Source organism: Aeromicrobium sp. UC242_57 (genome assembly GCF_044452305.1).
Taxonomy (GTDB): domain Bacteria; phylum Actinomycetota; class Actinomycetes; order Propionibacteriales; family Nocardioidaceae; genus Aeromicrobium.
Genome location: NZ_JBIOAM010000005.1, coordinates 618,103 through 640,052, shown reverse-complemented (window position 1 = coordinate 640,052; position 21,950 = coordinate 618,103). Strand labels below are relative to the sequence as shown.

Genomic DNA, 21,950 nt, shown 5'->3' with positions numbered 1-21,950 from the left:
GGAGCACGATCATGAACGACGTAGACATCCAGAACGACGGAGCGCACGGCATCACGATCACCCGCGAGTTCGACCACCCGGCGGACAAGGTCTTCCGAGCGCTCAGCGAGCCCGAGCTGATCGCCCGCTGGATCGGTCCGCGCGGCTACGAGAACGTCGAGGTCACCAACGACAGCCAGCACGGCGGCACCTGGACCCTCGTCCAACGCGGTCCTGACGGCGACGAGTTCGCATTCCGAGGGGTCTTCCACGGAGACGCGACGCCCGAGCTGACACTGCGGACGTTCGAGTGGCTCGGCCTGCCGGGGCACGTGTCGTTCGAGTCCCTGCGGGTCGAAGACCTGGGTGACGGACGCAGCCGCGTCCACACGACATCGGTGTTCCTGACCCAGGCCGACCGTGACGGCATCCGCGACAACGGGATGGATCACGGCGTTATCGAGGGCTATCAACGCATGGACGAGGTCCTGGCCACCCTCTGACCTGCTCGCCGCAGGATCAGGAGGCAGCAGCCGGGGGCGACCGGCACGCGCACCAGCAGGACGCCCGGCTGCACCTCGGCAGTGATCATCTGGCCCTCACCGACCGGGTCGCCGTCGAGCGGCATCGGGACCGGCTTCTCGGTCTTGACCACGACCTTCTTGCCCGTCAGTCGGTCAAGGCGTTCGTTGGTCCGCTTCTGCCGTCCCACGACCCGCACGATGATCGCGAGCCAGCCGATGAACCGCTTCGGCGCGATCACGACGACGTCGAGCATGCCGTCGTCGATCTGGGCGTCCGGCAGCAGCGGAATACCGCCTTGCAGGAAGCCCACGTTGCCGACGACCACGGTGCGGGCACGGAACTTCTTGAACTCTTCGTCGTCGACCGAGATCTGCACCTTCATGGCCGGAAAGCGGGCCGCCTTGACGCCGCTGACGAAGTAGGCGAGCCACCCGACCTTGCTCTTGAGCTGGTCGTTGACGCCCGTCATGATCGCCGCGTCCATGCCGAGGCCAGCCATCACGAGGAAGGTCGTGGGGGATGCCGAGTCGGTCTCGAACGTCGACAGGTCGATCGCATGGTCCTGGCCGCCGAACGCGACATCGAGGGCGTCACGGGTGTTGAGCGGGATGCCGAGGTTGCGGGCCAGCAGGTTGCCGGTGCCGTGCGGCAGGACGCCGACCGCGACGCCGGTGCGGGCCACCTCTTCGCACACGTTGCGGACCGTGCCGTCACCGCCGGCGGCGATGATCAGGTCGACCTCTTCGTGCAGCGCGGCCGTGGCCTGTCCGTGACCAGGATCTTCCACCGTCGTCTCGTACCAGAGCGGTTCGGTCCACCCGACTGCTCGGCGACGAGCCGCACGCGGGCCTTGAACTCCTCGACGTCCCCGACCTTGACCGGGTTGAGGACGACGGCCACACGCTTGCGTCCCGAGCCGGTGACGACGGCGAGCCGTGCGGCAGACGGGTGGCATTCGTGACGAGCAGGATCCACAGGCCCAGCGTCACCGACATGCCGAAGCACAGCCCCGCGATGACGTCGCTGAGGTAGTGGACGCCCAGGAAGATACGACTCGCGCCCACCCCGATCGCCAGCAGGCCGAGGATCGTCACCGGGATGCGGCGCTTGAAGCCGCGGCCGGTCAAGATGATCGTCATCAGGATCGCGACGGTGAAGAACATCGCCGCGCCGGCCGAGTGGCCGCTGGGGAACGAGTAGCCGCCGATCTCGTGCAGCGGCTCGACGAACGTGGGTCGGTCCCGCTGGAAGACGAGCTTCAGCAGGGCGTTGCCGCCGATCGCGGCGATGCCGCTCGCCACGATCCAGATCGCGACCATCCGCTCGCGCCGGTACAGCGCGAACGCCGCGAGCAGGGCCAGGGCGATCCCGCAGGCCAGGTTGCTGAAGATCACCGCGACCGCGTCGAGGAAGGAGACGAAGCCTGCATGGCCGGCCGTGACGTCGTACGCCCAGTTGGCCACCTCGTCGTCGAGGTCGAGCACCGGGCCCGCATCGGTCGCGATGAAGATCGCCAGGATGACGAAAATCGCCGCCGGTATCGCAGCCAGCCAACCGAGAACCGATCGTCGACCGGGTTCGGCACGACGCAGGTCAAACGCCACAGGTCCTCCTCAGGGGTCGGTCCAGGGTAATCGACGGCGGGAGGTCGGTCATCCGGACGATAGGCTGAGCTCGTGATTGACGCCCGAATTCTGCGAGATGACCCCGATTCCCTGCGGGCTGCCCAGCAGCGCCGTGGACTTTCGACCGACGTGGTCGACGAGCTCGTCAGTGCTGACGAGTCGCGCAGAGCCGCGATCGTCGCCTTCGAAGCGGTCCGCGCCGAGCAGAAGAACCTCGGCAAGCTGATCGCCAAGGCCCAGGGAGACGAGAAGTCTGAGCTGCTCGCACGGACCAAGCAGCTGAGTGTCGACGTCAAGGACGCCGAAGCGGCGCAGACCGCGACCGCTGCGGCATTCGAGGCGCTGATGAAGTCCCTTCCGAACCTCGCCTCGCCCGACGCCCCACAAGGTGGTGAGGACGACTTCGTCGTGCTCGACACGGTCGGCACGCCGCGCGACTTCGCCGCCGAGGGCTTCGAGCCGCGCGATCACCTCGAGCTCGGCCAGATGCTGGGTGCGATCGACACCGAACGTGGCGCCAAGGTCAGCGGTGCACGGTTCTACTTCCTGACGGGTGTCGGAGCCCAGCTCGAGCTGGCGCTGACCCAGCTCGCGATGAGCAAGGCCGCCGAGTGGGGATTCACGCCGATGATCCCGCCGGCGCTCGTCAACGAGCGCGCGATGGAGGGCACCGGCTTCCTCGGCCAGGCCGCCGACGACGTGTACCACCTCGAGAAGGACGGCCTCTACCTCGTCGGCACCTCCGAGGTGCCGATGGCGGCCTATCACTCCGACGAGATCCTCGACGGTGCGACGCTGCCGAAGCGCTACGCGGCGTTCAGCCCGTGCTACCGGCGGGAGGCCGGTTCGTACGGCAAGGACACGCGCGGCATCTTCCGGGTGCACTGGTTCGACAAGGTCGAGATGTTCGTCTACACGACGATCGAGGAGGCGGCCGCTGAGCACGAGCGCATCCTCGGTTGGGAACGCGCCTGGCTTGATGCGCTGGAAGCTGCCGTACCGGGTCATCGATGTCGCCCTCGGGCGATCTGGGACTCTCGGCGATCCGCAAGTTCGACTGCGAGGCGTGGATCCCGACGCAGGGCAAGTACCGCGAGGTCTCCTCGGCGTCCAACTGCACGCAGTTCCAGAGCCGTCGCCTCGATATCCGGGTCCGCGGTGAGGAGGCAATCACGCCGGCCGCGACGCTCAACGGCACGCTGTGCGCCATGACTCGCACGATCATCGCGATCCTAGAGAACGGCCAGCAGGCTGACGGCTCGGTTCGGCTGCCCGCTGCGCTGCATCCCTTGCTGGGTGAGGTCCTGCGGCCGATCGCGGCTGCCAAGTGAGCTGGCGGCCGCGCCTCATCGCGCTCGACGTCGACGGCACGATCGTCGACGGCTCCAACCAGATGAGCGCGGCCGTGCGCGAGAGCGTGCGGGCCCTGCGTGACTCGGGCATCGAGATCGTCATCTCGACCGGCCGGGCGATTCCGGGGGTGCTCGACACGACGGGCAAGCGGCTTCACCGACGGCTACGCGGTGGCCAGCAACGGCGCGATCGTCTTCGCCTACGACCCGGTCGAGATCTTGCACGCCGTGACGTTCGATGCGAGCGACGCCGTGCGGCGGGTCATGGAGTACGTCCCTGATGCGATCGTCGCGGTCGAGGAGATCGGTGTCGGCTTCCGGGTCAACCGGCCGTTCCCCGAGGGTGAGGTCTCCGGCCAGTTCATCGTCGAGGACGTCGAGTCGTTGATCGCCGAGCCGGTCACGCGGGTCGTCATCCGGTCGACCGATCACACGGCTGAGGAGTTCTCGGCGATCGTCGACGATCTCGGTCTGACGGGCACCAACTACTTCATCGGCTACTCGGCCTGGCTCGACCTCGCGCCGGACGGTGTGTCGAAGGCCTCGGGCCTCGAGATCATCTGCGACCGGCTCGACATCGCCCAGGCAGATGTGCTCGCCGTGGGCGATGGCAACAACGACCTCGAGATGATCGAGTGGGCCGGTCGCGGTGTGGCAATGGGCCACGGCCCAGAAGCCCTCAAGAAGATCGCCGACGCCGTGACAGGCTCGATCGAAGAAGACGGCCTCAAAGAAGAGCTCCAGAAGTACCTGTAACGCCACCCCGCCCGAGATGTCGGCGATTTTAGGTTGTTGAGGTGTTCGCAAGGACGTAAAACCGCCGACATCTCGGGCTAGGCCGGGGTGGTGCGGGGGACGAACCACGTCAACCACATCGTGCTGAAGACGGGATCGGGTCCGGTGTAGCCCCTGTCGACCAGGGCTGTGTGGACGCGCCGGACGATGGCGTGGGGACGCTGCAGGTCTCCGACGGTGACGATGATGAGGCGCCATCCGGCCTGTTCGAGGCGTTCTCGGCGTCCGATGTCGTGCACCCGTTGTTGGGCGTCGCGCTCGTGCTGCCAGCCGTCGTACTCGACCAGCACCAGGTGGGCGGCGTAGACGAGGTCTCCACGTGCCAGGAAGGTGCCGAGCTCGTCGTGGATGTTCAGGTTCGGCTCGCCCTCGGGCAGTCGAGCAAGCACCAGCATCAGCCGCACGAATGTCTCCATCGGCGACTCGACACCGTGACGCGCATACGGGAGCACCCGCCGCATGCGCCTGACGCCGTCGAGGTGTCGGCGCATGGCGTAGTCGGCGAGGGACTGCATGCTGGTGTGCCCGTGATGGACCATGAACTCGATGGCTTGGATCAGCTGGACGAGATCCACCTTGGTCGCGATGTCGACCAAGGTGCGGTTCGCCCCGGTGACCGGGACGCCGTCGATGTGCACGGTCGAGATCGGTGCCTTGCGTTGGTGGAGCTTGATTCCGTCGCGCCGAGTATGCGTCTTGGCGCGGGTCGACAGGTGGAACGGCACCTCATCGCCTAGGTCGAAGCCGTACATCCGCACAGCGGTCATGTGGCTGACGACTGAACCGGGTGGCGCAGCGAGGAGCGCAGCACGCAGCCAGAGGGTGAGAGACAGGTCGACCGTGGCCAGGATGTAGACCCCCTTGAACAGGCGGCGCACCCGACTCCCGCGCAGCACGGTGTCGCTGATGTTGGCCGCCAAGGCGCGCTCGCGGGTGAACGGGAACTGGGCGAAGTCAGGAAGGACGGAGACGTAGGGCATCCCCTCAAAGTCCACCGCACGGGGCCAGGCGAGAACCGCCCGAAGGGGAAGCTGTGGACGACGCACCCGTGAGGCCATCCTGTGGACACCCGCGCGCGCTGAGAATGTCGGCGGTTTTATGTCGTTGCGGGCAGGGTATCGACCTAAAACCGCCGATACCCTCGGCCTGGGGCCTGCGGCCCCCGGGCGTTAGGCTAGGCGGCTGGTTTCTAGCTGGTCGAAGGCGTCTAGGACGGCGTCTACTGTGGGGAGGTTCGACACGGCCTCGGTCTTGTGGGTGGTGGCCTCGATGAGCTTGGCCTCCCGGGCCCGGCGCAGGTGGCGCTTGACGGTCGACGTCGAGCAGCCGAGCCGCTCGGCGAGCTGGTGGCACGTGTCCTTGGGGTAGGCCTGACGGACCGACATGACGGCCTCGTGACTCACTGGCCCGCCACCGACCCGCGGTGCGCCGTACGGTGTCGTCGAGGTCTGGTGCACCTGGATCCCGAGCTGGCGGCGAATCTTCTGCCGGTCGGACTCGGTCGTGCAGGCCACGAAGCCCGAGACGTCGACCTCGACGATCGCCCGGTACAGGCAGTCGATCAGCACCGGGCAGCCGGCGCAGCGCCGGTGCGCCCAGGCGCGCTTGACCTTGAGCTCTTCCCACTGGGCCGCCGTGATGTCGGTGCGCGCAGGAGGGGAATGCAACTGTTCATCGTGATACACCTCGGGCACCGAAGCGCACGAAGGCGTGACTCTCTCGACCGAGATGGTCATGGGCTCCCTCTTCCCAGATGAGAACCACGTCACTCCTGCGTAGTTCTCAGTTACATCTGGGAAAAATACTAGAGGTACATGCCGCCAGAAGTACTCGTTTCACCAGAAGTATCGGAATCGTTACTTTTGGTGTCATGTGGACCCGGCAGGGCCAGTCTCATGTTCTGAAGCTGCGATTGAGCCTGGACCTGCTGCGCGTAGAGCGCCGCCTGGATGCCGTGGAACAGCCCCTCGAGCCAGCCGACGGCTGGGCCTGGGCGATGCGCAGCTCTCCCTCGCTGGGTGCTTCGCCGTCGAATGGCAGGCTCAGCCGCTCGAGCTCGTCGACGAGCTCGGGGGCGAGGCCGTCCTTGAGCTCCTCGATCGACTGCAGGTGGATGGTGCGCAGCCGAGCGCGGCTCGCCTCGTCGAGCGGCGCGGCCTTCACCTCGTCGAGGAGGTGCCGGATCATCCCGCCGATGCGCATGACCTTGGCCGGTTGCGCGACGAGATCGCCGAGCTCGGTCTCCTGAGGTGGCATCGACACGGCCTGGCCGTCGGGGCCGATGATCTGGGTTGCTTCAACCGGGGGCTGCTGGGGCTCGCTCATGGGGTCAAGACTAGTCATCCACCCAGCATGGGTCGTGGGTCGAAGGCGACGCGCACCCGCCGGATGAGGCCATCATCGACCTGGGTCCAGTTGACCGTGGGCATCGCGGCGCTCTGGCCGATCGTGAGATCGAACCACGTGATGGTGTCATCGCCGTCGATCCAGCGCTTGTGCACCGTCAGCGCGGTCGTGGCGTCGAAGAGCCCTTGCAGTGCGACGATCCAGTCGTCGGCGCCCTCGACGTGGGCCAAGGGCCCGTCGAAGACGACGTCGTCGGCGAGGACGGGCCTCAAGATCTGGGGGTCTTTGGCCTGCCAGGCCTCGAAGTACAGCTCGACGGGGGTGGGCATGGCTCTACCCTCGCAGCAGGCACTGACAGAACCCGTTCAGAGCGTCAGCAGCACCTTGCCGATGTGGCTCGATTCCTCGAGCGCCTGATGCGCCTGGCGGACGTCCTCCAATGGCAGGGTCGCGTGGATGATCGGACGCACGGTGCCGTCGGCGATCAGCGGCCACACCTGCGCGACCATCTGCGAGACGATCGCCGCCTTCTCGCCGACGGGGCGGGCCCGCAGCGATGTCGCCATGACGGCGGCGCGCTTCGACAGCAGCGCTGCGAGGTTGAGCTCGGCCTTGATCCCGCCCTGCATGCCGATGATGACGAGACGCCCGGCGGTCGCGAGCACCGACACGTTCGCAGCGAGGTACTTGGCGCCGATGATGTCCAGGATGACGTCGGCCTGGATGCCGGCCTCGGTCATGACCTCGGCGAAGTCTTGCTCGCGGTAGTTGATGACCAGGTCGGCGCCGAGCTCTGTGCAGAACTGAGCCTTCTCGGCCGAGCCGACCGTCACGACGACCTTGGCGCCGAACGCCTTCGCGATCTGGATCGCCATCGTCCCGATGCCGCTGCCGCCGCCGTGGACCAGCAACGTCTCACCGTGCTGGACTTTGCCCATCATGAAGACGTTCGACCAGACCGTCGACGCGACCTCCATGAGTCCGGCAGCCTCGGTCAGCGAGACACCTTGTGGAACGGTGGCGACCTGGCCGACGGGCACGCTGACGTACTCGGCGTACCCGCCACCGGTCAGCAGTGCACACACGTGCGCGCCGGGCTGCAGGTCGGTGACACCCTCGCCGACCGAGACGATGTCGCCGGAGCACTCGAGCCCGAGGATGTCGCTCCCGCCGGGCGGCGGGTCGTAGAAGCCTTGGCGTTGCAGCAGATCGGCACGGTTGACCCCGGCTGCGGTCACCCGGATCAGGACCTCGCCGGCAGCGGGTTCGGGGACGGGGCGATCGACGATGACGAGGGCGTCGATTCCGCCGGGTTCGGGAGCTGTGACAGCGCGCATTCTCATCACGGTAGCGGGGTCGGTAGTGCGATGGGGTCAGGGGTGACTAGTCCTGCTGAGCCATTTCTGTACGAATGGACCACTTTAATTGGCAATTTCTCAAACGTTTCGGTTGGATATCTGCGGGAGCGTGGACATGTATTTCGGAAACACTGTTGCAAATCGCCGTGCGCGGCGTCATTTTTTTCGCCCCGGGCAAGCCAGCTCGTCGGCGGGTGTCGGTCTTGCTGGCAGCCACGATGGCGGCTTCGGGCCTGACTCTCGGCGCGGTCATCGCGCCGGTCGAGGCGGCGCCGGTCAGCATCAGCGTCGCCAAGGACGCGCCTGAGAGCATCCTGGTGGGTGACGCGATCACCTACTCGGTCAGGGCGACCAATCCGACCGACGATGGCGACGCCGACTTCCAGTACAACCTCTCCTTCCGCGACGTCCTGCCCGCAGGTGTCGCCTACGTCTCGACGTCGGCACCCACCGGCGTGGGCGATCCGCAGCAGATCCCCGAGCGGGACGCCCAGAACAACCCCACCGGACGCACGATCCTGATCTGGAACAACGTCGCCGACCTGCCCGACGGCTCCACCGTGACGTTGACCTACAAGGTCCAGCCCGACGCCAACGTCTTCCCGGTCGGCGCAAAGGTCACCAACGACGCAACGGGCTACTCCAGCAGCAACGAACGGCGACTGGCCAAGTTCGACGCCGACGGCGACTTCATCGCAGACCCGCTGATCAGCCAGAGCTCCGATGACGCCGAGACGCTCGTCAGCGCGCTCGAACTCCGGAAGTCCGAGCCCAGCTCAGAGCGTGAGCTCGTCCGCGGTGTGCACGACCACCCGACGGTCTACACGCTCGAAGTCATCAACAACGGCAAGCAGTCGACCAATGGCATCAAGGTCGTCGACTACCTCCCCGCGGGCCTCGAGTTCTTGGGCTGCGGCCAGGTCGACAACAGCGCACCCGGCACCGAGGAGTACCCCGGTGCAGGACGCCTGGACGGAACGCCGGCTGTCGGCGCGAACTGCCTGGCACCGACCTCGGTCACGACCGTCAACAGCGGCCTGCCGACCGGTTATCCCGCGGGCGTCTACACCCGTGTCGAGTGGACGTTGCCGAGCAACCTCGCCGCGAATGGCACCTACACGATCAAGTACGCCGCCGGCATCGCGCTGAAGGCCAATGTCATGCCCAGCGGCGCAGGTTTCGTGTCGACCGCGAACCTCGACAACAACACCGGTGCCTCGACGCGGGAGACCGGTTCAGAGATCCAGTACACCAACCGGGCCATCGCGACGGGCCGCTACCAGGGCCTCCACCTCAACGGTGCGACCGACTTCGAGGTCAGCGCGACCGACGAGGTCAAGGTGACGTCTGAAGACATCGCGGTCGCCAAGTCGATCACGAACGGCAGCAGCTTCGCCCAGGGCCAGCAGATCGACTACTCGCTGCTGGTGCGCACCAGCGAGTACACCGACGGTTCCGACATCGTCCTGGTCGACACGCTGCCCGACGGACTGTGCCCGTCCGATGCGGCGTCGTCGACCTACACCTCGGCTGCGCTGGCCGAGGCCGGCACCGGTGAGTGCCAGCCTCCGGCCACCGGCAACCCGGCGATCGACAAGGTCGACTTCACCGGCGGAGTCTTCGTCATCACGTTCAAGCCGACCGACGTGTCGGCGGCTGAGCGTTCCGCGACAATCACGTTCAAGGCGCGGCTGCGCAGCTTCTACAACAGCACCGACGAAGAGACCTCGGCGGGCGACAGCTACAAGAACACCGTCGACCTCGAGGGCAAGACGACACCGATCGCCAACACCGGCGAGACGGGGGTCAACGAGGTCGAGGACGAGTCGTCGGCGTCGTTCGGCTCGAGCTCGCCGACGCTCGACAAGCGGATCCTGCGCAACACGTCCGCGGTCCACAGCTGCAACGACAGCGACTGGGGCAACCCCGAGACGAGCAACTGGCGCGACAACCAGTCGGCAGCAGCCGACCAGCCGTTCACGGTCGGCTCCCGCGTGTGCTTCCAGGTGCGGGTGACGTTCCCGAACGACAGCTCGACCCGCAACCCGGTCATCACCGACTTCCTGCCCGACAACCTGGCGTACGAGGCGGGCTCGTTCGAGCTCGTCAGCGGCGTCAACACGGCAGCGCTGACGGTCAACCAGCTGGCCATCTCGGCCGACTTCGCCGACGGCACCGCGTCGTTCCGTCCGGGCACCGGCATCTCGCCTAACCGGTACGTCCTGAAGGACCAGGTCTTCGCATTCCGGCTCAGCGCCATCGTGCAGGGCAACGAGAAGTCGGTCGTCGACGTGCAGGGCAACCTGGCCAAGCCGCGGTGGAACAACCGCGCCGGTCAGGTCTCGTCGCTGCGTGACCAGGCTGACTTCCGGGTCCCGCCGATCCCACCGGTGAGCATCGACAAGCGGGTCGCGAAGGCCCCGTACACGGCGTACGCCAATTCACAGAACGTCGTCCAGGGCGATGTGGTCAAGTACGCCGTCCAGTTCACCAACAACGGAACGATCCCGATCAAGGACGTCGAGGTGTGGGACAAGCTGCCTCTGCCGTTCAAGTGTGCGGACGTCTCGCTCATCACGTCCGGTGGAGTCTGTGCGGACTCAGTGCCTGCGGGCGGCCACAGCATCATCCGGGCGACGGTGTCATCGACGTTGGCTCCGAGTGCGACGGGCGGATTCTCCTACCAAGTCACGATTCCGGTCGGTACCTCCGTCGACACTGCGTACGTCAACACTGCTGCCGTGCGCACGTTCAACACCTCGACGAACCTCGGCACCACGAGCCCGCACTTCCCGGCCGACAACATCGACCCGACCGTGACGGACGAGCAGGAAGACGTTCCGGCCGCGGCGGACACCGCGCAGGTCAAGCTGCCCAAGGTCGGTCTGACCAAGACCAACGTCACCGGCATCACCGAGACCAACAACTCGGCAACCCAGGCGGTGCCGGGCGAGGCGGTCACCTACACGATCCGGGCTACGATCCCGGCCCACACGACGGTCTACAACGGCACCTTGAGTGATGTGCTGCCGACCGGCATCGAGCTGGTCGGCCCGGACAGCACGGTCGGCACCTACTCCGCGACGGGAGCCAACCCGGCAACCGGGCCGCTGCCTACCGGCGTGACGATCAGCTCGCAGGGCGTGCTGACGCTGCCGCCGACCTGGACCAATGACACCGATGATCCGCAGGTCTTCCAGCTGAAGCTCAACGCCAGGGTGGCGCCTGGACACGAGGGCACGACGACCCGGACCAACACCGCGACGTTCAAGAGCGACACGACCGAGAATGGCGGCACCGCAGTCACGCCGGTCGAGGCCACGTCGGACGTCACGCCCGTCCAGCCGAACCCGACCCTGACCAAGGCGCTGACGACCCCGCCGGCCCAGAACTCCACGCCGGCGATCGGTGAGACCCGCGAGTTCGTGCTCACCGCGTCGAACGCCACGGGCCGCCCGAACCTGTACGACACCGTCGTCGTCGACTGCGTCCCGGCGGGGCTCGTCGTCACGGCGCTCGGCAGTGGCGCGAGCCAGGCCCCCGGCATCTCCACCGACGCGTGTGGGGCATCGTCCGGCACGACGATCACGTGGGAGGTCGGCACGCTCCAAGCGGGCACGCCCCAGACGCTGAAGTACTCGGTCAAGGTGGGGCCCGGCGCTGCTGGCGGCCAGGCCTACAAGAACGTCGCCACGCTGACGGGAAGCACCCTCAACAACGGCGGCAACACCACGACCAACGAGCGGGTGCTGACGGCGACCGACAACAAGACCCTGACGGTGCCGCCGGCCGGTATCACCAAGGCAATCACGGACAACACGCTGATCGTCGGTGAACGTGCGGAGTACACCCTCAAGGCGACGCTGCCGGCCAACGTCAACTTCTACGACGCGTCGATCACCGATGCGCTCCCGACCGGCCTGAGTGACGTGACCCTGTCCTCGGTGTCCTGCCTCAACGCCGACACCACGGTCTGCACGGTCCCGAGCAACGCGTCGCTGACGCCGAGCGGTCAGAACGTCGGCTGGTTCCTCGGTGACATCGCCGAGAGCACGCAGGGTCGTACCGTCACGCTCATCTTCACGGCGAAGGTCGCACCGGCCACCACCACCAACGTGCTCGGCACGGTCCGCAGCAACACCGCCAAGATCGCCTGGAACAAGACCAACAAGACCAATCCGACGTCGGTCACGGCGACCTTCGACGCCACGGTTTCGTCGGCCGCAGTCACCTACACGATCCAGGAGCCGAAGACCGCGATCACCAAGTCGGTCTCCGACACGACCCCGGCACCTGGTGACACGTTCACGTACACCGTCCGGGCATCCAACCCGGGTGGCACCAACGTCAGCGATGCGCACAACGTCGTCGTCAAGGACGTCGTGCCGACCGGCGTGGTCGTCGACGAGGACACCATCACCGGCGGAGGCACATATGACTCCGGCACCCGGACCATCACCTGGGAGATCAGCGTCCTCACGGTCGCGTCGCCCAACTTCAAGCAGTTCACCTACGACGCGAAGCTCGCTGCGACCAACACCCTGGACGGCACGGCTCGCACCAACACCGCCACGGTGACGCGCTACACCAGCCTTCCCGTGATCGCGGACGGTCGCACCTACGTCGGAGCCGAGGCAACGGCCAAGGTCACGCCCGACTTCCCGCACACGTCGGTTGTCAAGACTGTCGTCGGCAGCCCCGTCTCGTACGTCGGGGAGCCGCAGAACTTCCGCATCACGGTGACCAGCGACGGCAAGTCACCGGCCTACAAGGTCGACGTCACCGACGTGCTGCCCAAGAACTGGGCATATGACGCGGGTACCGCGACAGTCAAGGTCGGCGACGCGGCCGCGATCGCTCTTGCGCCGACCAGCGATGCCGGCAACCCCGAGACGATCAGCGGTCCGACCTGGCCACGACGGGTCTTGCGGTCGGCAAGACCATCGTGATCAACTACACCGCGACACCGAGCGAGGACGCCCTCGACGACGCGGGCGCGGGCTCTGACATCGACCACACCAACACGGTGTCGATCAACGCCGAGGACAAGACCGGCGCGACCGGCATCACGGGTGCACCGTTCTACGGCGGTCCGGACGATGCCTCGGCGCAGATCCACTCCGCCGACCTGCAGGTCACCAAGACCGGTGACGGCACGCCGGTGGCCGGCAAGAGGTACTCGTGGGACATCGCGGTCGAGAACCTCGGCGATGACACCTCGAAGGCCGACATCGTGGTCACCGACGCGATCCCGGACAACGTCACGAGCTTCACCCTCGACGACGGCGACGACTGGGTCTGCGACTCTGACGAGGATCAGTGGACCTGCATCCTCGACGGTGATCTTGCAGCCGGAGACAGCGCGCCGGTCATCACGGCCAGCGGCCTGATCGACTCCGATCTGGCCGACGGCACCGAGATCGTCAACACCGCGCGCGTCAAGGGCCACACGTACGACCCGGAGACCGACAACAACCGCGACACCGAGACCGTCGAGGTCACGACGCGCGCCGACCTGAGGATCGACAAGAACCTCGGCGGCACCATCGTCAAGGCCGGCGAGAGCGCCACCTGGACGATCGACGTGACCAACAACGGTCCCTCGACGTCGCGCGGCACCATCGAGGTCGTCGACACCCTGCCCGCCGGCTCGACGTACGTGTCGGCCACCGGCACGGGCTGGGACTGCTCCGAGGACGAGGGCGTCGTGACGTGCGAACGCGCGGACGATCTCGCCTCCGGCACGGCAGCCAACCAGATCACCGTCGTGGCCAAGATCCCGGCGTCGCAGACGGCGAACGTCGTCAACTCTGCGACGGTCAGCGGTCCGACGACCGATCCGGTCACGACCAACAACACCGACGAGGTCTCGACCGCGCCGACGCGCACCACGACGCTGACGGTCGAGAAGGCGTACACAGGTGCGCAGCCCGCTGTCGCCGGTGACACGTTCGCCTACGACATCACGGTCGACAACGTCGGTCCGTCGACGGCGACCAACGTCCAGGTCACCGACACGCTGCCCGACTACATGTCGTTCGTCCCCGGAGGCACGAGCAACGACGACTGGACGTGCGCGGCCGATGGTCAGCCGTGACCTGCGACTTCGACGGCTCGATCGGCGCCGCCGCCAGTGAGAACTTCAAGATCAAGGTCAAGATCGCCTCCGGCCACACCGGAGCGGTCGAGAACACGGCCAAGGTCACGGCGACCGAGGACCCGACCGGCGACGACGACATCGACATCAACACGCCCGACCTCAAGTCGGACCTCGAGGTCGAGAAGTCGCACGACGAAGACGTCGACGTCATCGCCGGCGAGGCGGTCAAGTACTCGGTCAAGGTCACCAACCACGGTCCGTCCGACACCGACGGCCCGATCGTGGTCAAGGACGTCATCCCCACGGGCATGACCTATGACTCGTTCTCCGGCACGGGATGGGCCTGCGAGCTGGGCGAGGACGACGACGAAGGCAAGGTCGTCTGCACGCACGCTGGCGGTCTCGTCGATGATGCCGACTCGACGTTCAGCCTGACGTTCGACGTGGGTGTCGGCGCTGGTCCGGCGACGGTCAACAACGTCGTGACGGTCGACGGCCCCAACACCGATCCCGACACCGACAACAACAACGACACCGATCCGACGGTCATCGACGACCAGGCGAACATCAAGGTGACCAAGGCGGCTGCGGTCGACACGGTCGATGCGGGCGACAACGTCTCGTGGACCATCAAGGTCACCAACGACGGCCCCTCGACAGCCGACTCGATCTCGGTGATCGACACGCTTCCAGCCGGGCTCAGCATCGTCTCGATCAGCGGTGAGGGCTGGACGTGCTCCGACAGCTCGATCAGCTGCACGCGAGCCACGCTGGCACCGGGCGTCGCTCCGGACATCACCGTGGTCACCAAGGTCGGCAGCGGGGTTGCCGCTGAGACCGAGCTGACCAACGCGGTCGAGGTCTCGACCTCGACCGAAGGAGACGACCCGGACGACAACGAGTCCGAGGACACCGTCGAGGTCACGACCAGCGCTGACATGAGCCTGGTCAAGACCCACAGCGGCACCCCGGTGGCCGGCACGCCCTTCACGTTCACGCTGACTGCGAGCAACGACGGTCCGTCGAACGCGCTGTCGCCGATCACGATCAGCGACACGCTGCCCCCGGGCATGACCTACCTGTCGGCCAATGACGCGTGGTCGTGCGTGGCGGACGCGGTCTCCGAGCTCGGCCAGCAGGTGCTGTGCACCCTGGTCAGCACCGATCCGTTGCTGCCCGAGACCAGTGCTCCTGCGCTGGAGATGAAGGTCGACGTCGCGGCCGATCAGTCGGGCGAGACGCTCGTCAACTCGGCCGTCGTCGAGTCCGACACCCCGGATCCCGACGAGACCAACAACGATGACGACGACACCGTCACGCCGACCGACGAGGTCGACCTGTCGATCACGAAGTCGCATGCGGGACCGGTCGAGGTCGGCACCCAGCTGACGTTCCAGGTCGACGTCAACAACGCCGGACCGTCCGAGGCCCGCGACGTCAAGATCGCCGACACGCTGCCGACCGGCCTGACGTTCGTCAGCGCCGTGGGCGAAGGCTGGACGTGCTCCGACGAGGCCGCGACGTGCGCGCTCGACGAGCCACTGGCTCCGGGAGCCGATGCCGAGCCCATCACAGTGACGGTCGAGGTCACTCCTGAGGCCTACCCCGGTGTCGACAACGTGGTCGACGTCAGCACGTCGTCCAACGACACCGACGAGACCAACGACAAGGCGACTGACTCGGTCGTCGTGCCAGCCAAGGTCAACCTGAGCGTCGACAAGCAAGCTCGACGGCACGCTCCGGGTCGGTCAGCCGGGCGTCTACAAGCTGACGGTCCACAACGACGGACCGACGCCTGATCCCGGCCCGGTCACCGTCACAGACACCCTTCCGGCGGGTCTGACGTTCGCGTCCGGCACGGCCGATGGCTGGGCGTGCGCCGCTGCGGGGACAGCCGTGACGTGTGAACGTGACGGCGACTTCGCGGTCGACGCCACCGACGTCATCACCCTGACGGTCGACGTGGGTGCCAAGGCGTACCCGACGGTCAGCAACACCGCTGAGGTGTCCACCCCGTCGAACGACACCGATCCGGCCGACGACACGTCGACGATCGAGTCGCCCGTCGACGGCAGCGCGGTCCTGACGATCGACAAGTCGCTCGACAGCCAGAAGGGCGACAAGGCGGTCTGGGAGATCACGGTCACCAACGACGGCCCGACCGAGACCACCAAGGCGATCAGGGTCACCGACAAGCTCCCGAAGGGGCTCAAGTACGTCAGCGCCACGGGCGAAGGCTGGGACTGCTCGGCTCGCGGACGCGTCGTGACGTGCGACTACGACGGAGCGCTCGCAGTCGACGAGTCGGCATCGATCAAGATCACGACCACGATCACGGTCGACGACGGATCTGAGATCGTGAACGTCGCGACGGTCGAGGGTGGCAACAAGGCGGTCGACAGCGGCGTGCTCAGCGATGACGCGACGGCGACAGCACCGTCGGCCGAGGACGACAACGGCCTGATTCCCGACACCGGAGGCCCGGCGCTGTGGTTGCTGCTGGCAGGTCTGCTGAGTGTGCTCGGCGGTGGAGTGCTCGTGGCTCGCCGTCGGCCGAAGTCTCCGCAGGTCGTTGGGAAGCACCTCTGACGTGAGCCGACCGTCTTCTCAGGGTTCACCTGAGAAGATGGTCGGCATGCGTATCGCACTCGTCCAGCGCGCCTCAGCCATCGATTCGGCTGCCAACCGAGAGTCCATCTCGGCGCAGCTGTCCGAGCTGTCCGCCGATGACGGCCTCGACCTGGTCGTCCTGCCCGAAGCCGCGATGCACGACTTCGGTTCGGCCGACCACGATCTGGCTGCTGTGGCAGAGCCACTCGACGGACCGTTCGTGTCGCTGGTGGCCGACGAGGCCAGGCGGCTGCACGCGACGGTCATCGCGGGCATGTTCGAGCAGACCGACGGACTGCCGTACAACACGCTCGTCGTCGTCGGACCCGACGGAGCGCTGCGCACCACGTACCGCAAGATCCACCTCTACGACTCGTTCGGCTACCTCGAGTCCGACCGCATGTCGCCCGGTGCGATCGAGCCGGTCGTCGTCGAGATCGCCGGCCAGCAGGTCGGTCTGATGACCTGCTACGACCTCCGATTCCCCGAGCTGGCCCGCGCGCTCGTCGATGCGGGAGCCGAGACGATCGTCCTGCCGGCGGCGTGGGTCGCAGGCGATCGCAAGCTCGACCACTGGCGCACGTTGCTGGCTGCCCGGGCGATCGAGAACACCGTGCACGTCGTGGCGGCGGCACAGGGTGGCGATCGCTACACGGGCCATTCCTTGGTTGCCGATGCCTGGGGCTCTATCGTGGTGGAGGCCTCTTCCGGGCAGGAGATCGTGCGCACGACGCTTGACGCTGCCGAGGTCGCAGAAGCGCGGAAGGTCAATCCGTCGCTGGTCAACCGAAGGATCTGTCAGACTCCATGAGCTTCTCCTGTGCAGGGCGGTCGCCGGCGACTCGACGCATCAGTCGCGCCGGAGTACGACCTGCCGACGCGTGAGCCCCGTCTCGGATCGGCACGTACCGCGCGCCTGGTCATGATCGGCGTCTTCTCGATGTGGGTCGTCGGGACGCTCGGCGCGGCCAGCTCGGTCGTGGCCGTCGACGTCCCAGGCTGGGTCGAAAGGCCATCGGCAGCCTTGCTCATGCTGGTCTTCACGATCGGGCTGATCCACCGCGGCGGCGGTCACATGCGTATCTGGGTGCCGATCGTGACGGCGCTCGGCACAGCGGCCGTCGTGCTGGAGACGTACTTCCTGCTGGCGTCCTCGGCCGTCGTGTGCGCCGTGCTGGCGGCCGTCTGGGCCGTGCTCGTGACCCGACCAGCCGCGTCGGTGCTCGCGGCGATCCGCGAGTACGCGTTGGCGTTGGTCGTGGCACTGAGCGGAACCGTGTCGGTGGCCGCCTGGAACGCTCCGGTGAACTATCAGCGCTTCAACTTCATCGTCGTCATGGTCTCGCTCGTCGTCGCGATCGCCCTGGTCTGGAACCTCGGCGCCGGCCTGCATGGACTGGGGCGGCAGAACCTGGCGATCCTGGCAGGTGTCGCGGCCCTGTTGCTGGTGATCCTGGCGTACAGCAGCTTCGTCCGCACGCACGGTTCGCAGGCTGTCGTCGACCTGTTCAGCGACATCGTGGTGTGGAGCCGGCAGAACTTCGAGGGCGTGCCACGTCCGGTCGAGGTCTTCATCGGCTTCCCGGCGTTGATCGTGGGGGTCTCGATGAGGTCGACCCGGCGCGAAGGCTGGTGGGTCCTGGTGTTCGCCGTCATCGGCACAGCAGTGCTGACGACGTCGCTCGTCACCCCGGGCGCCTTCCCGACGTACGTCGGCCTGTCGACGCTGTACTCGGTGATCCTGGGGCTCGGCGTAGGGCTCATCGTCCGGCACTACGTCATGCGTGAACGCTCGGCCCGGGCGGCGCGGGCCATCGAACCGATCGAGCGAGTCGAACCTCCCCGCTTTGCTGCACTCAAGTGATGCGATACTGGTCTCCGGTGCAGCGCCCCGGCGTTGCCACCCAGGAGGGGTGCCGGAGCGGCCGATCGGAAGCGCCTTGAAAGCGCTCGCTGGCAGCAATGTCAGCCGCGGGTTCGAATCCCGCCCCCTCTGCCATCAGTCCACTTGCACCGACCAGTCCATCCGTACGACGCAGTCCGACCAAGATCTCTCACGATGCCTTCTGAAGTGACGCCGTCCGAAGTGACGAAGTACCGACTCGACCGCCAGTTCGTGCTTCCCGCGATCGGCCTGCACCTCGTGGTGGCCGGCGCTGCGGCGGCCCTGGCGTTCATCGTGTGGGAGCCGCTGGGTGTGCTGGCCGTCCTGCTGCTCCTGAACGCCGTGCGGGTCCTGGCAGTGCCGCCTCATGTCGCGCGCACCGATGCCACGGGAGTTCAGCTCGGCGGACCGATGACGGTCAAGCGAGTCAAGATCGAGTGGTCAGAGGTCGAGGACGTCTCGGTCGAGAACCTGCGGTTGTTCTTCGACCGCGGCAACGAGCGGGTTCTGGTGTTCCCCCTGGCCTATGTCGGCAAGCGGGCGAGCGAGCTGGCAGCCGATGTTCGCGAGCGGCTCAACACCGCCAACGGCTACAGCCGATACGATCCGACGGGACACACCCCCGAGTCGCCGGAGCCACCGGAGCAGGTCTGAACCAGCCCGGGTCACCGGGTGCGGGGAGCGGTCGGTATCCTGTTCCGGTTGCACTTTGCAGGTGCAGCGAGGAGATGTCGCATAGTGGCCTAGTGCGCCCGCCTGCTAAGCGGGTTGAGGTTTAAACCTCTCGCGAGTTCAAATCTCGCCATCTCCGCCAGACCAATGACCAGCGCTTCGGCGCTGGTCATTCTGTGTTCGGGACGATTCTCATCTGGTGTGCTCACGTTTGGGCGTTCAGCCAGTCGAATCAACGATGCCGGATAAACTGGGTCTCCGGGGAGACAAGAGGTGGCTGCACGTGGGACGGGAGACGTTAGGCCTACGCAGTCTTGCCGACATGGTCGACGTCCTCGTGCGCGAGCACCGCATCACCGATCTGCTGGAGCTCGCTGCCGAGCACGCGCGTCGCGCGCTAGGTGCCGCGAGCGTCTCGATCAGTCGGATCGACGAAGAGCACGACTTGGTCCGCACGGCCATCAACGTGGGTGACCTGGGCTCGGGCGAAGTGCGATGGCCCAAGGACGAGGTCTACCCGATCGAAGGCGATGCCCGGCTGATGGGCACGATGCGTCAGCAGCGCAGCCTGGTCGACAGCATCAACGACCCCGACTGCATCCCGGGCGAGCGCGAGCTGTTGAACCGACTCGGCAAGGGCTCGTCCCTCGCGACCCCGATCATCGTGGACGGCGTCGTGTGGGCCGGCTCTATGCGACCCGTTATGTCGACGAGGAAGTCTTCGACGACGAGGCGTTGGCGTACGCCGAGGTGCTGGCCGCGATCTTGGCATCGTCCATCTCGCGGGTGCAGAGGGAGGCCGATCTGGAAGACCTGGCTTTCCACGACCCGTTGACCAGTCTGTTCAACCGGCGCGGGCTCGACGACCGCGCAGCCGAGGTGTTCACGGTTCCCGACGGGGAAGTCCGCACGGTCACGATCGTCGCGGTCGACATCGACGGGCTCAAGAACGTCAACGACACCAAGGGTCACGCCAGTGGCGACCAACAGATCCTGGCCGTGGCCGCTGCACTGACCGCCACGTTCGACCTGCTCGGTCCCAATGCCGTCGCACGGGTGGGCGGCGACGAGTTCACCGTCATCGTGGCTGACCGACCGATGGAGCTCGTCGTCGGCGCGATCGACGATGTGTGCCGGCAGGTGTCGTCGGCGCCGCTCGCGGTCAGCGTCTCAGCCGGTGTCGCTTCGGCTCAGCTGACGAGGGACTCGCCGGTCAAGTCGTCCGAGCTGCTTCGCTGCCGCCGACCGTGCGCAGTATGTTGCCAAGCGGTCACACTCGCCGTGCGCGGTGGTCTCGGAAGAGTTCCAGACCTGACCGACCGACCACGCACAACAGCGCGCCGATCGTGCCGCCCGTCGTGTTGGCGACGATGTCGCTGAGTGCGGCGAAGCGTTCGGGTCGCAGCAAGCTCCTGCAGCAGCTGCGATCACGATCGACAGGGCGCCGGCGAGGAGAGTGGTCTGCCACCAGCGCCACGATGGCTTGAGCAGCATCGTGAAGACGCCCAACGGGATGAACAGCATGACGTTGGCGGTGAACTCGGTGACGTCGTAGCCCTGCTCCACCGTGAGGTGAAGGGTGCGGATCATCCAGGCGACGGGTGGCAGCGAGACGACGTCGATGCCACGGTCGACGGGCGACGACCAGAGCGCGATCAGCGCGAGAGCCAGTGCGTACATGCTCATGGGGACGAGGAGCCACCGCATGCGCATCCAGCGATCCTAGTTGCGCTGGTATGCCGGAAGCACGAGTGTGTCGTAGGCGACATGGCTGCCGCGGTCGGTGCACCCTGTCGGCACTAAAATAAATCAGGTGAAGAAGACTCTCCCGCTGGTGCTGATCGCCGCGTTCGTCATTGTCGACGTGGTCCTGATCATCGGGGCAAGGCGTCACGTCTTCCAGACCCCGCCGGAGTCGGACATCGTGGCGCGTCCGGTGACTCCGGCAGCTGCCACGGCTGCTCCGGACGATGCCCAGGTCAGCTATGACTTCGATGCGACCCGGTCGATCGCGATCTCGTTGGCCAATGATGGCGCGTTGGTGCTCGGTCCACGCACCGCGTGTACCAGCACGGCAGAACGGGCGCCGATCACCACGTCGTTGGATGGCGGTGCGAAGGTCACCCAGGTGGCGACCGGGCTGGTGACGGTGCTGGGTGCCCGAGCTGTCAGCGCAAGTGACCTGCGCATCGTCGGCCTGGACTCGGACTGCACGGTGCGCGAGGCCCGGTCGAGCGATGGTGGTGCCAAGTGGACGGCAAGCGCGGCGGTGTCGCTCTGGTATGCCGACCCGAAGGACGAGCAGCGGGTCGTGTCTCCGACCGGTTCCGGTGACGTGGGGTGCGAGGTCGTCTCGGTCAGCCAGATCACGGCAGAGTCGGCGCGGGTGGGTTGTGCTGATGGCTCGATCAAGGGGACAGGCGACAGCGGCACGACATGGACGCAGCGAGGACGTCTCGACAACCTCCGCGTCGCGACGTTCCTGACTCCGACGGCCGGCTACGCGCTGGCCCGGTACAACGGCTGCGCTGCGAATGCGTTCACGACCAAGGATGCGGGTGTCACGTGGCAGCCAGGTGGCTGCATCACCGGGGAGCCGGCCCAAGGCATCGCAGCCAGCGCCAACGGTCTGGCCGCGGTCGTCAACGACGGTCTCTACGTGAGCAGCAACGGGGCGGACTGGAAGCAGCCCTGAGCCTGGTC

The 21,950-nt window shown here is 66.6% G+C and carries 21 protein-coding genes, 2 tRNA genes and 1 pseudogene; 16 read left to right on the top strand and 8 right to left on the bottom strand.

Translation table 11 applies throughout. The annotated features are described in order from the left end of the window. Positions 1-11: 11 nt before the first annotated feature. Positions 12-482: an SRPBCC domain-containing protein gene (locus ACHMWU_RS25460; protein WP_396048242.1), complete on the top strand. Its 471-nt coding sequence runs from the start codon at positions 12-14 to the stop codon at positions 480-482. Here the strand turns inward: ACHMWU_RS25460 and ACHMWU_RS25455 are convergent. Together ACHMWU_RS25455 and ACHMWU_RS25450 are read right to left on the bottom strand one after the other, a co-directional pair. Continuing rightward, a complete protein-coding gene (locus tag ACHMWU_RS25455) occupies positions 449-1,291 on the bottom strand; it encodes a diacylglycerol/lipid kinase family protein (protein WP_396048240.1) in 843 nt (280 codons plus the stop codon). The two genes, ACHMWU_RS25460 and ACHMWU_RS25455, sit on opposite strands and share 34 nt — an antisense overlap. Next, positions 1,215-2,108, bottom strand: a complete 894-nt coding sequence (locus ACHMWU_RS25450) for a phosphatase PAP2 family protein (RefSeq protein WP_396048238.1) — start codon at positions 2,106-2,108, stop codon at positions 1,215-1,217. The genes ACHMWU_RS25455 and ACHMWU_RS25450 overlap by 77 nt, the downstream gene beginning before the upstream one ends. Before the next feature lie 72 nt (positions 2,109-2,180). Between ACHMWU_RS25450 and serS the strand changes: the two are divergent. From serS to ACHMWU_RS25435, 3 genes and pseudogenes are all read left to right on the top strand, one after another. Next, a pseudogene (gene serS, locus ACHMWU_RS25445) lies at positions 2,181-3,460 on the top strand (serine--tRNA ligase). Beyond that, positions 3,457-3,762, top strand: coding sequence for an HAD family hydrolase (locus ACHMWU_RS25440; RefSeq protein WP_396048235.1), 306 nt, complete (start codon positions 3,457-3,459; stop codon positions 3,760-3,762). Before serS ends, ACHMWU_RS25440 begins: the two are co-directional and overlap by 4 nt. Beyond that, the gene (locus ACHMWU_RS25435) at positions 3,653-4,237 is read left to right on the top strand and encodes an HAD family hydrolase (RefSeq protein WP_396048232.1); all 585 of its coding nucleotides are present in this window, start codon (positions 3,653-3,655) and stop codon (positions 4,235-4,237) included. Before ACHMWU_RS25440 ends, ACHMWU_RS25435 begins: the two co-directional genes overlap by 110 nt. A gap of 77 nt (positions 4,238-4,314) precedes the next feature. Here ACHMWU_RS25435 and ACHMWU_RS25430 read toward each other — a convergent pair whose 3' ends face one another. From ACHMWU_RS25430 to ACHMWU_RS25405, 6 genes are all read right to left on the bottom strand, one after another. Beyond that, positions 4,315-5,256 (bottom strand): hypothetical protein, encoded by a 942-nt coding sequence (locus ACHMWU_RS25430; protein ID WP_396048230.1) that lies wholly within the window; start codon positions 5,254-5,256, stop codon positions 4,315-4,317. A gap of 189 nt (positions 5,257-5,445) precedes the next feature. Continuing rightward, a complete protein-coding gene (locus ACHMWU_RS25425; RefSeq protein WP_396048228.1) occupies positions 5,446-5,943 on the bottom strand; it encodes a transcription factor WhiB in 498 nt (165 codons plus the stop codon). A 137-nt stretch (positions 5,944-6,080) separates the two neighbouring features. Beyond that, positions 6,081-6,227, bottom strand: a complete 147-nt coding sequence (locus tag ACHMWU_RS25420) for a hypothetical protein (RefSeq protein WP_396049215.1) — start codon at positions 6,225-6,227, stop codon at positions 6,081-6,083. Then, complete coding sequence (locus tag ACHMWU_RS25415) at positions 6,170-6,601, bottom strand: proteasome activator (RefSeq protein ID WP_396048226.1); 432 nt, start codon at positions 6,599-6,601, stop codon at positions 6,170-6,172. Before ACHMWU_RS25415 ends, ACHMWU_RS25420 begins: the two co-directional genes overlap by 58 nt. Before the next feature lie 14 nt (positions 6,602-6,615). Continuing rightward, positions 6,616-6,951, bottom strand: coding sequence for a nuclear transport factor 2 family protein (locus tag ACHMWU_RS25410; protein ID WP_396048224.1), 336 nt, complete (start codon positions 6,949-6,951; stop codon positions 6,616-6,618). A gap of 36 nt (positions 6,952-6,987) precedes the next feature. Next, complete coding sequence (locus ACHMWU_RS25405; RefSeq protein ID WP_396048222.1) at positions 6,988-7,959, bottom strand: NAD(P)H-quinone oxidoreductase; 972 nt, start codon at positions 7,957-7,959, stop codon at positions 6,988-6,990. Between the two features lie 167 nt (positions 7,960-8,126). Here ACHMWU_RS25405 and ACHMWU_RS25400 point away from each other — a divergent pair, with 167 nt between their 5' ends. The 12 genes from ACHMWU_RS25400 to ACHMWU_RS25345 all read left to right on the top strand — a co-directional run bounded on the left by ACHMWU_RS25400 (position 8,127) and on the right by ACHMWU_RS25345 (position 21,942). Then, positions 8,127-12,929, top strand: a complete 4,803-nt coding sequence (locus tag ACHMWU_RS25400) for an isopeptide-forming domain-containing fimbrial protein (protein ID WP_396048219.1) — start codon at positions 8,127-8,129, stop codon at positions 12,927-12,929. Beyond that, entirely contained in the window at positions 12,926-14,077 is a 1,152-nt protein-coding gene (locus tag ACHMWU_RS25395) for a hypothetical protein (RefSeq protein WP_396048217.1), read from the top strand. Before ACHMWU_RS25400 ends, ACHMWU_RS25395 begins: the two co-directional genes overlap by 4 nt. Then, positions 14,074-15,879 carry a hypothetical protein gene (locus ACHMWU_RS25390; RefSeq protein WP_396048215.1) on the top strand — a complete coding sequence of 602 codons (1,806 nt, stop codon included), beginning with the start codon at positions 14,074-14,076 and terminating at the stop codon, positions 15,877-15,879. The genes ACHMWU_RS25395 and ACHMWU_RS25390 overlap by 4 nt, the downstream gene beginning before the upstream one ends. Beyond that, entirely contained in the window at positions 15,848-16,669 is an 822-nt protein-coding gene (locus ACHMWU_RS25385; RefSeq protein ID WP_396049214.1) for an LPXTG cell wall anchor domain-containing protein, read from the top strand. The genes ACHMWU_RS25390 and ACHMWU_RS25385 overlap by 32 nt, the downstream gene beginning before the upstream one ends. Positions 16,670-16,715: 46 nt before the next feature. Further along, a complete protein-coding gene (locus ACHMWU_RS25380) occupies positions 16,716-17,501 on the top strand; it encodes a carbon-nitrogen hydrolase family protein (protein WP_396048213.1) in 786 nt (261 codons plus the stop codon). Positions 17,502-17,510: 9 nt separating this feature from the next. Beyond that, a complete protein-coding gene (locus tag ACHMWU_RS25375) occupies positions 17,511-18,554 on the top strand; it encodes a hypothetical protein (protein WP_396048211.1) in 1,044 nt (347 codons plus the stop codon). Positions 18,555-18,597: 43 nt separating this feature from the next. Beyond that, a tRNA-Ser gene (locus tag ACHMWU_RS25370) sits at positions 18,598-18,689 on the top strand. A gap of 60 nt (positions 18,690-18,749) precedes the next feature. After that, positions 18,750-19,229 (top strand): hypothetical protein, encoded by a 480-nt coding sequence (locus ACHMWU_RS25365; RefSeq protein ID WP_396048209.1) that lies wholly within the window; start codon positions 18,750-18,752, stop codon positions 19,227-19,229. Positions 19,230-19,299: 70 nt separating this feature from the next. Next, positions 19,300-19,389, top strand: a tRNA-Ser gene (locus ACHMWU_RS25360). Positions 19,390-19,530: 141 nt separating this feature from the next. After that, positions 19,531-20,082, top strand: coding sequence for a GAF domain-containing protein (locus tag ACHMWU_RS25355; RefSeq protein ID WP_396048207.1), 552 nt, complete (start codon positions 19,531-19,533; stop codon positions 20,080-20,082). Then, complete coding sequence (locus ACHMWU_RS25350) at positions 19,983-20,627, top strand: GGDEF domain-containing protein (RefSeq protein ID WP_396048205.1); 645 nt, start codon at positions 19,983-19,985, stop codon at positions 20,625-20,627. The genes ACHMWU_RS25355 and ACHMWU_RS25350 overlap by 100 nt, the downstream gene beginning before the upstream one ends. A gap of 433 nt (positions 20,628-21,060) precedes the next feature. Continuing rightward, positions 21,061-21,942 carry a WD40/YVTN/BNR-like repeat-containing protein gene (locus ACHMWU_RS25345; RefSeq protein WP_396048203.1) on the top strand — a complete coding sequence of 294 codons (882 nt, stop codon included), beginning with the start codon at positions 21,061-21,063 and terminating at the stop codon, positions 21,940-21,942. The last annotated feature ends 8 nt before the right edge of the window (positions 21,943-21,950 follow it).

Coding starts and splice junctions, on each gene's coding strand:
- ACHMWU_RS25460 (WP_396048242.1), top strand. CDS start 12: ATGAACGACGTAGACATCCAGAACGACGGAGCGCACGGCATCACGATC.
- ACHMWU_RS25430 (WP_396048230.1), bottom strand. CDS start 5,256: ATGCCCTACGTCTCCGTCCTTCCTGACTTCGCCCAGTTCCCGTTCACC.
- ACHMWU_RS25415 (WP_396048226.1), bottom strand. CDS start 6,601: ATGAGCGAGCCCCAGCAGCCCCCGGTTGAAGCAACCCAGATCATCGGC.
- ACHMWU_RS25410 (WP_396048224.1), bottom strand. CDS start 6,951: ATGCCCACCCCCGTCGAGCTGTACTTCGAGGCCTGGCAGGCCAAAGAC.
- ACHMWU_RS25405 (WP_396048222.1), bottom strand. CDS start 7,959: ATGCGCGCTGTCACAGCTCCCGAACCCGGCGGAATCGACGCCCTCGTC.
- ACHMWU_RS25380 (WP_396048213.1), top strand. CDS start 16,716: ATGCGTATCGCACTCGTCCAGCGCGCCTCAGCCATCGATTCGGCTGCC.
- ACHMWU_RS25365 (WP_396048209.1), top strand. CDS start 18,750: ATGCCTTCTGAAGTGACGCCGTCCGAAGTGACGAAGTACCGACTCGAC.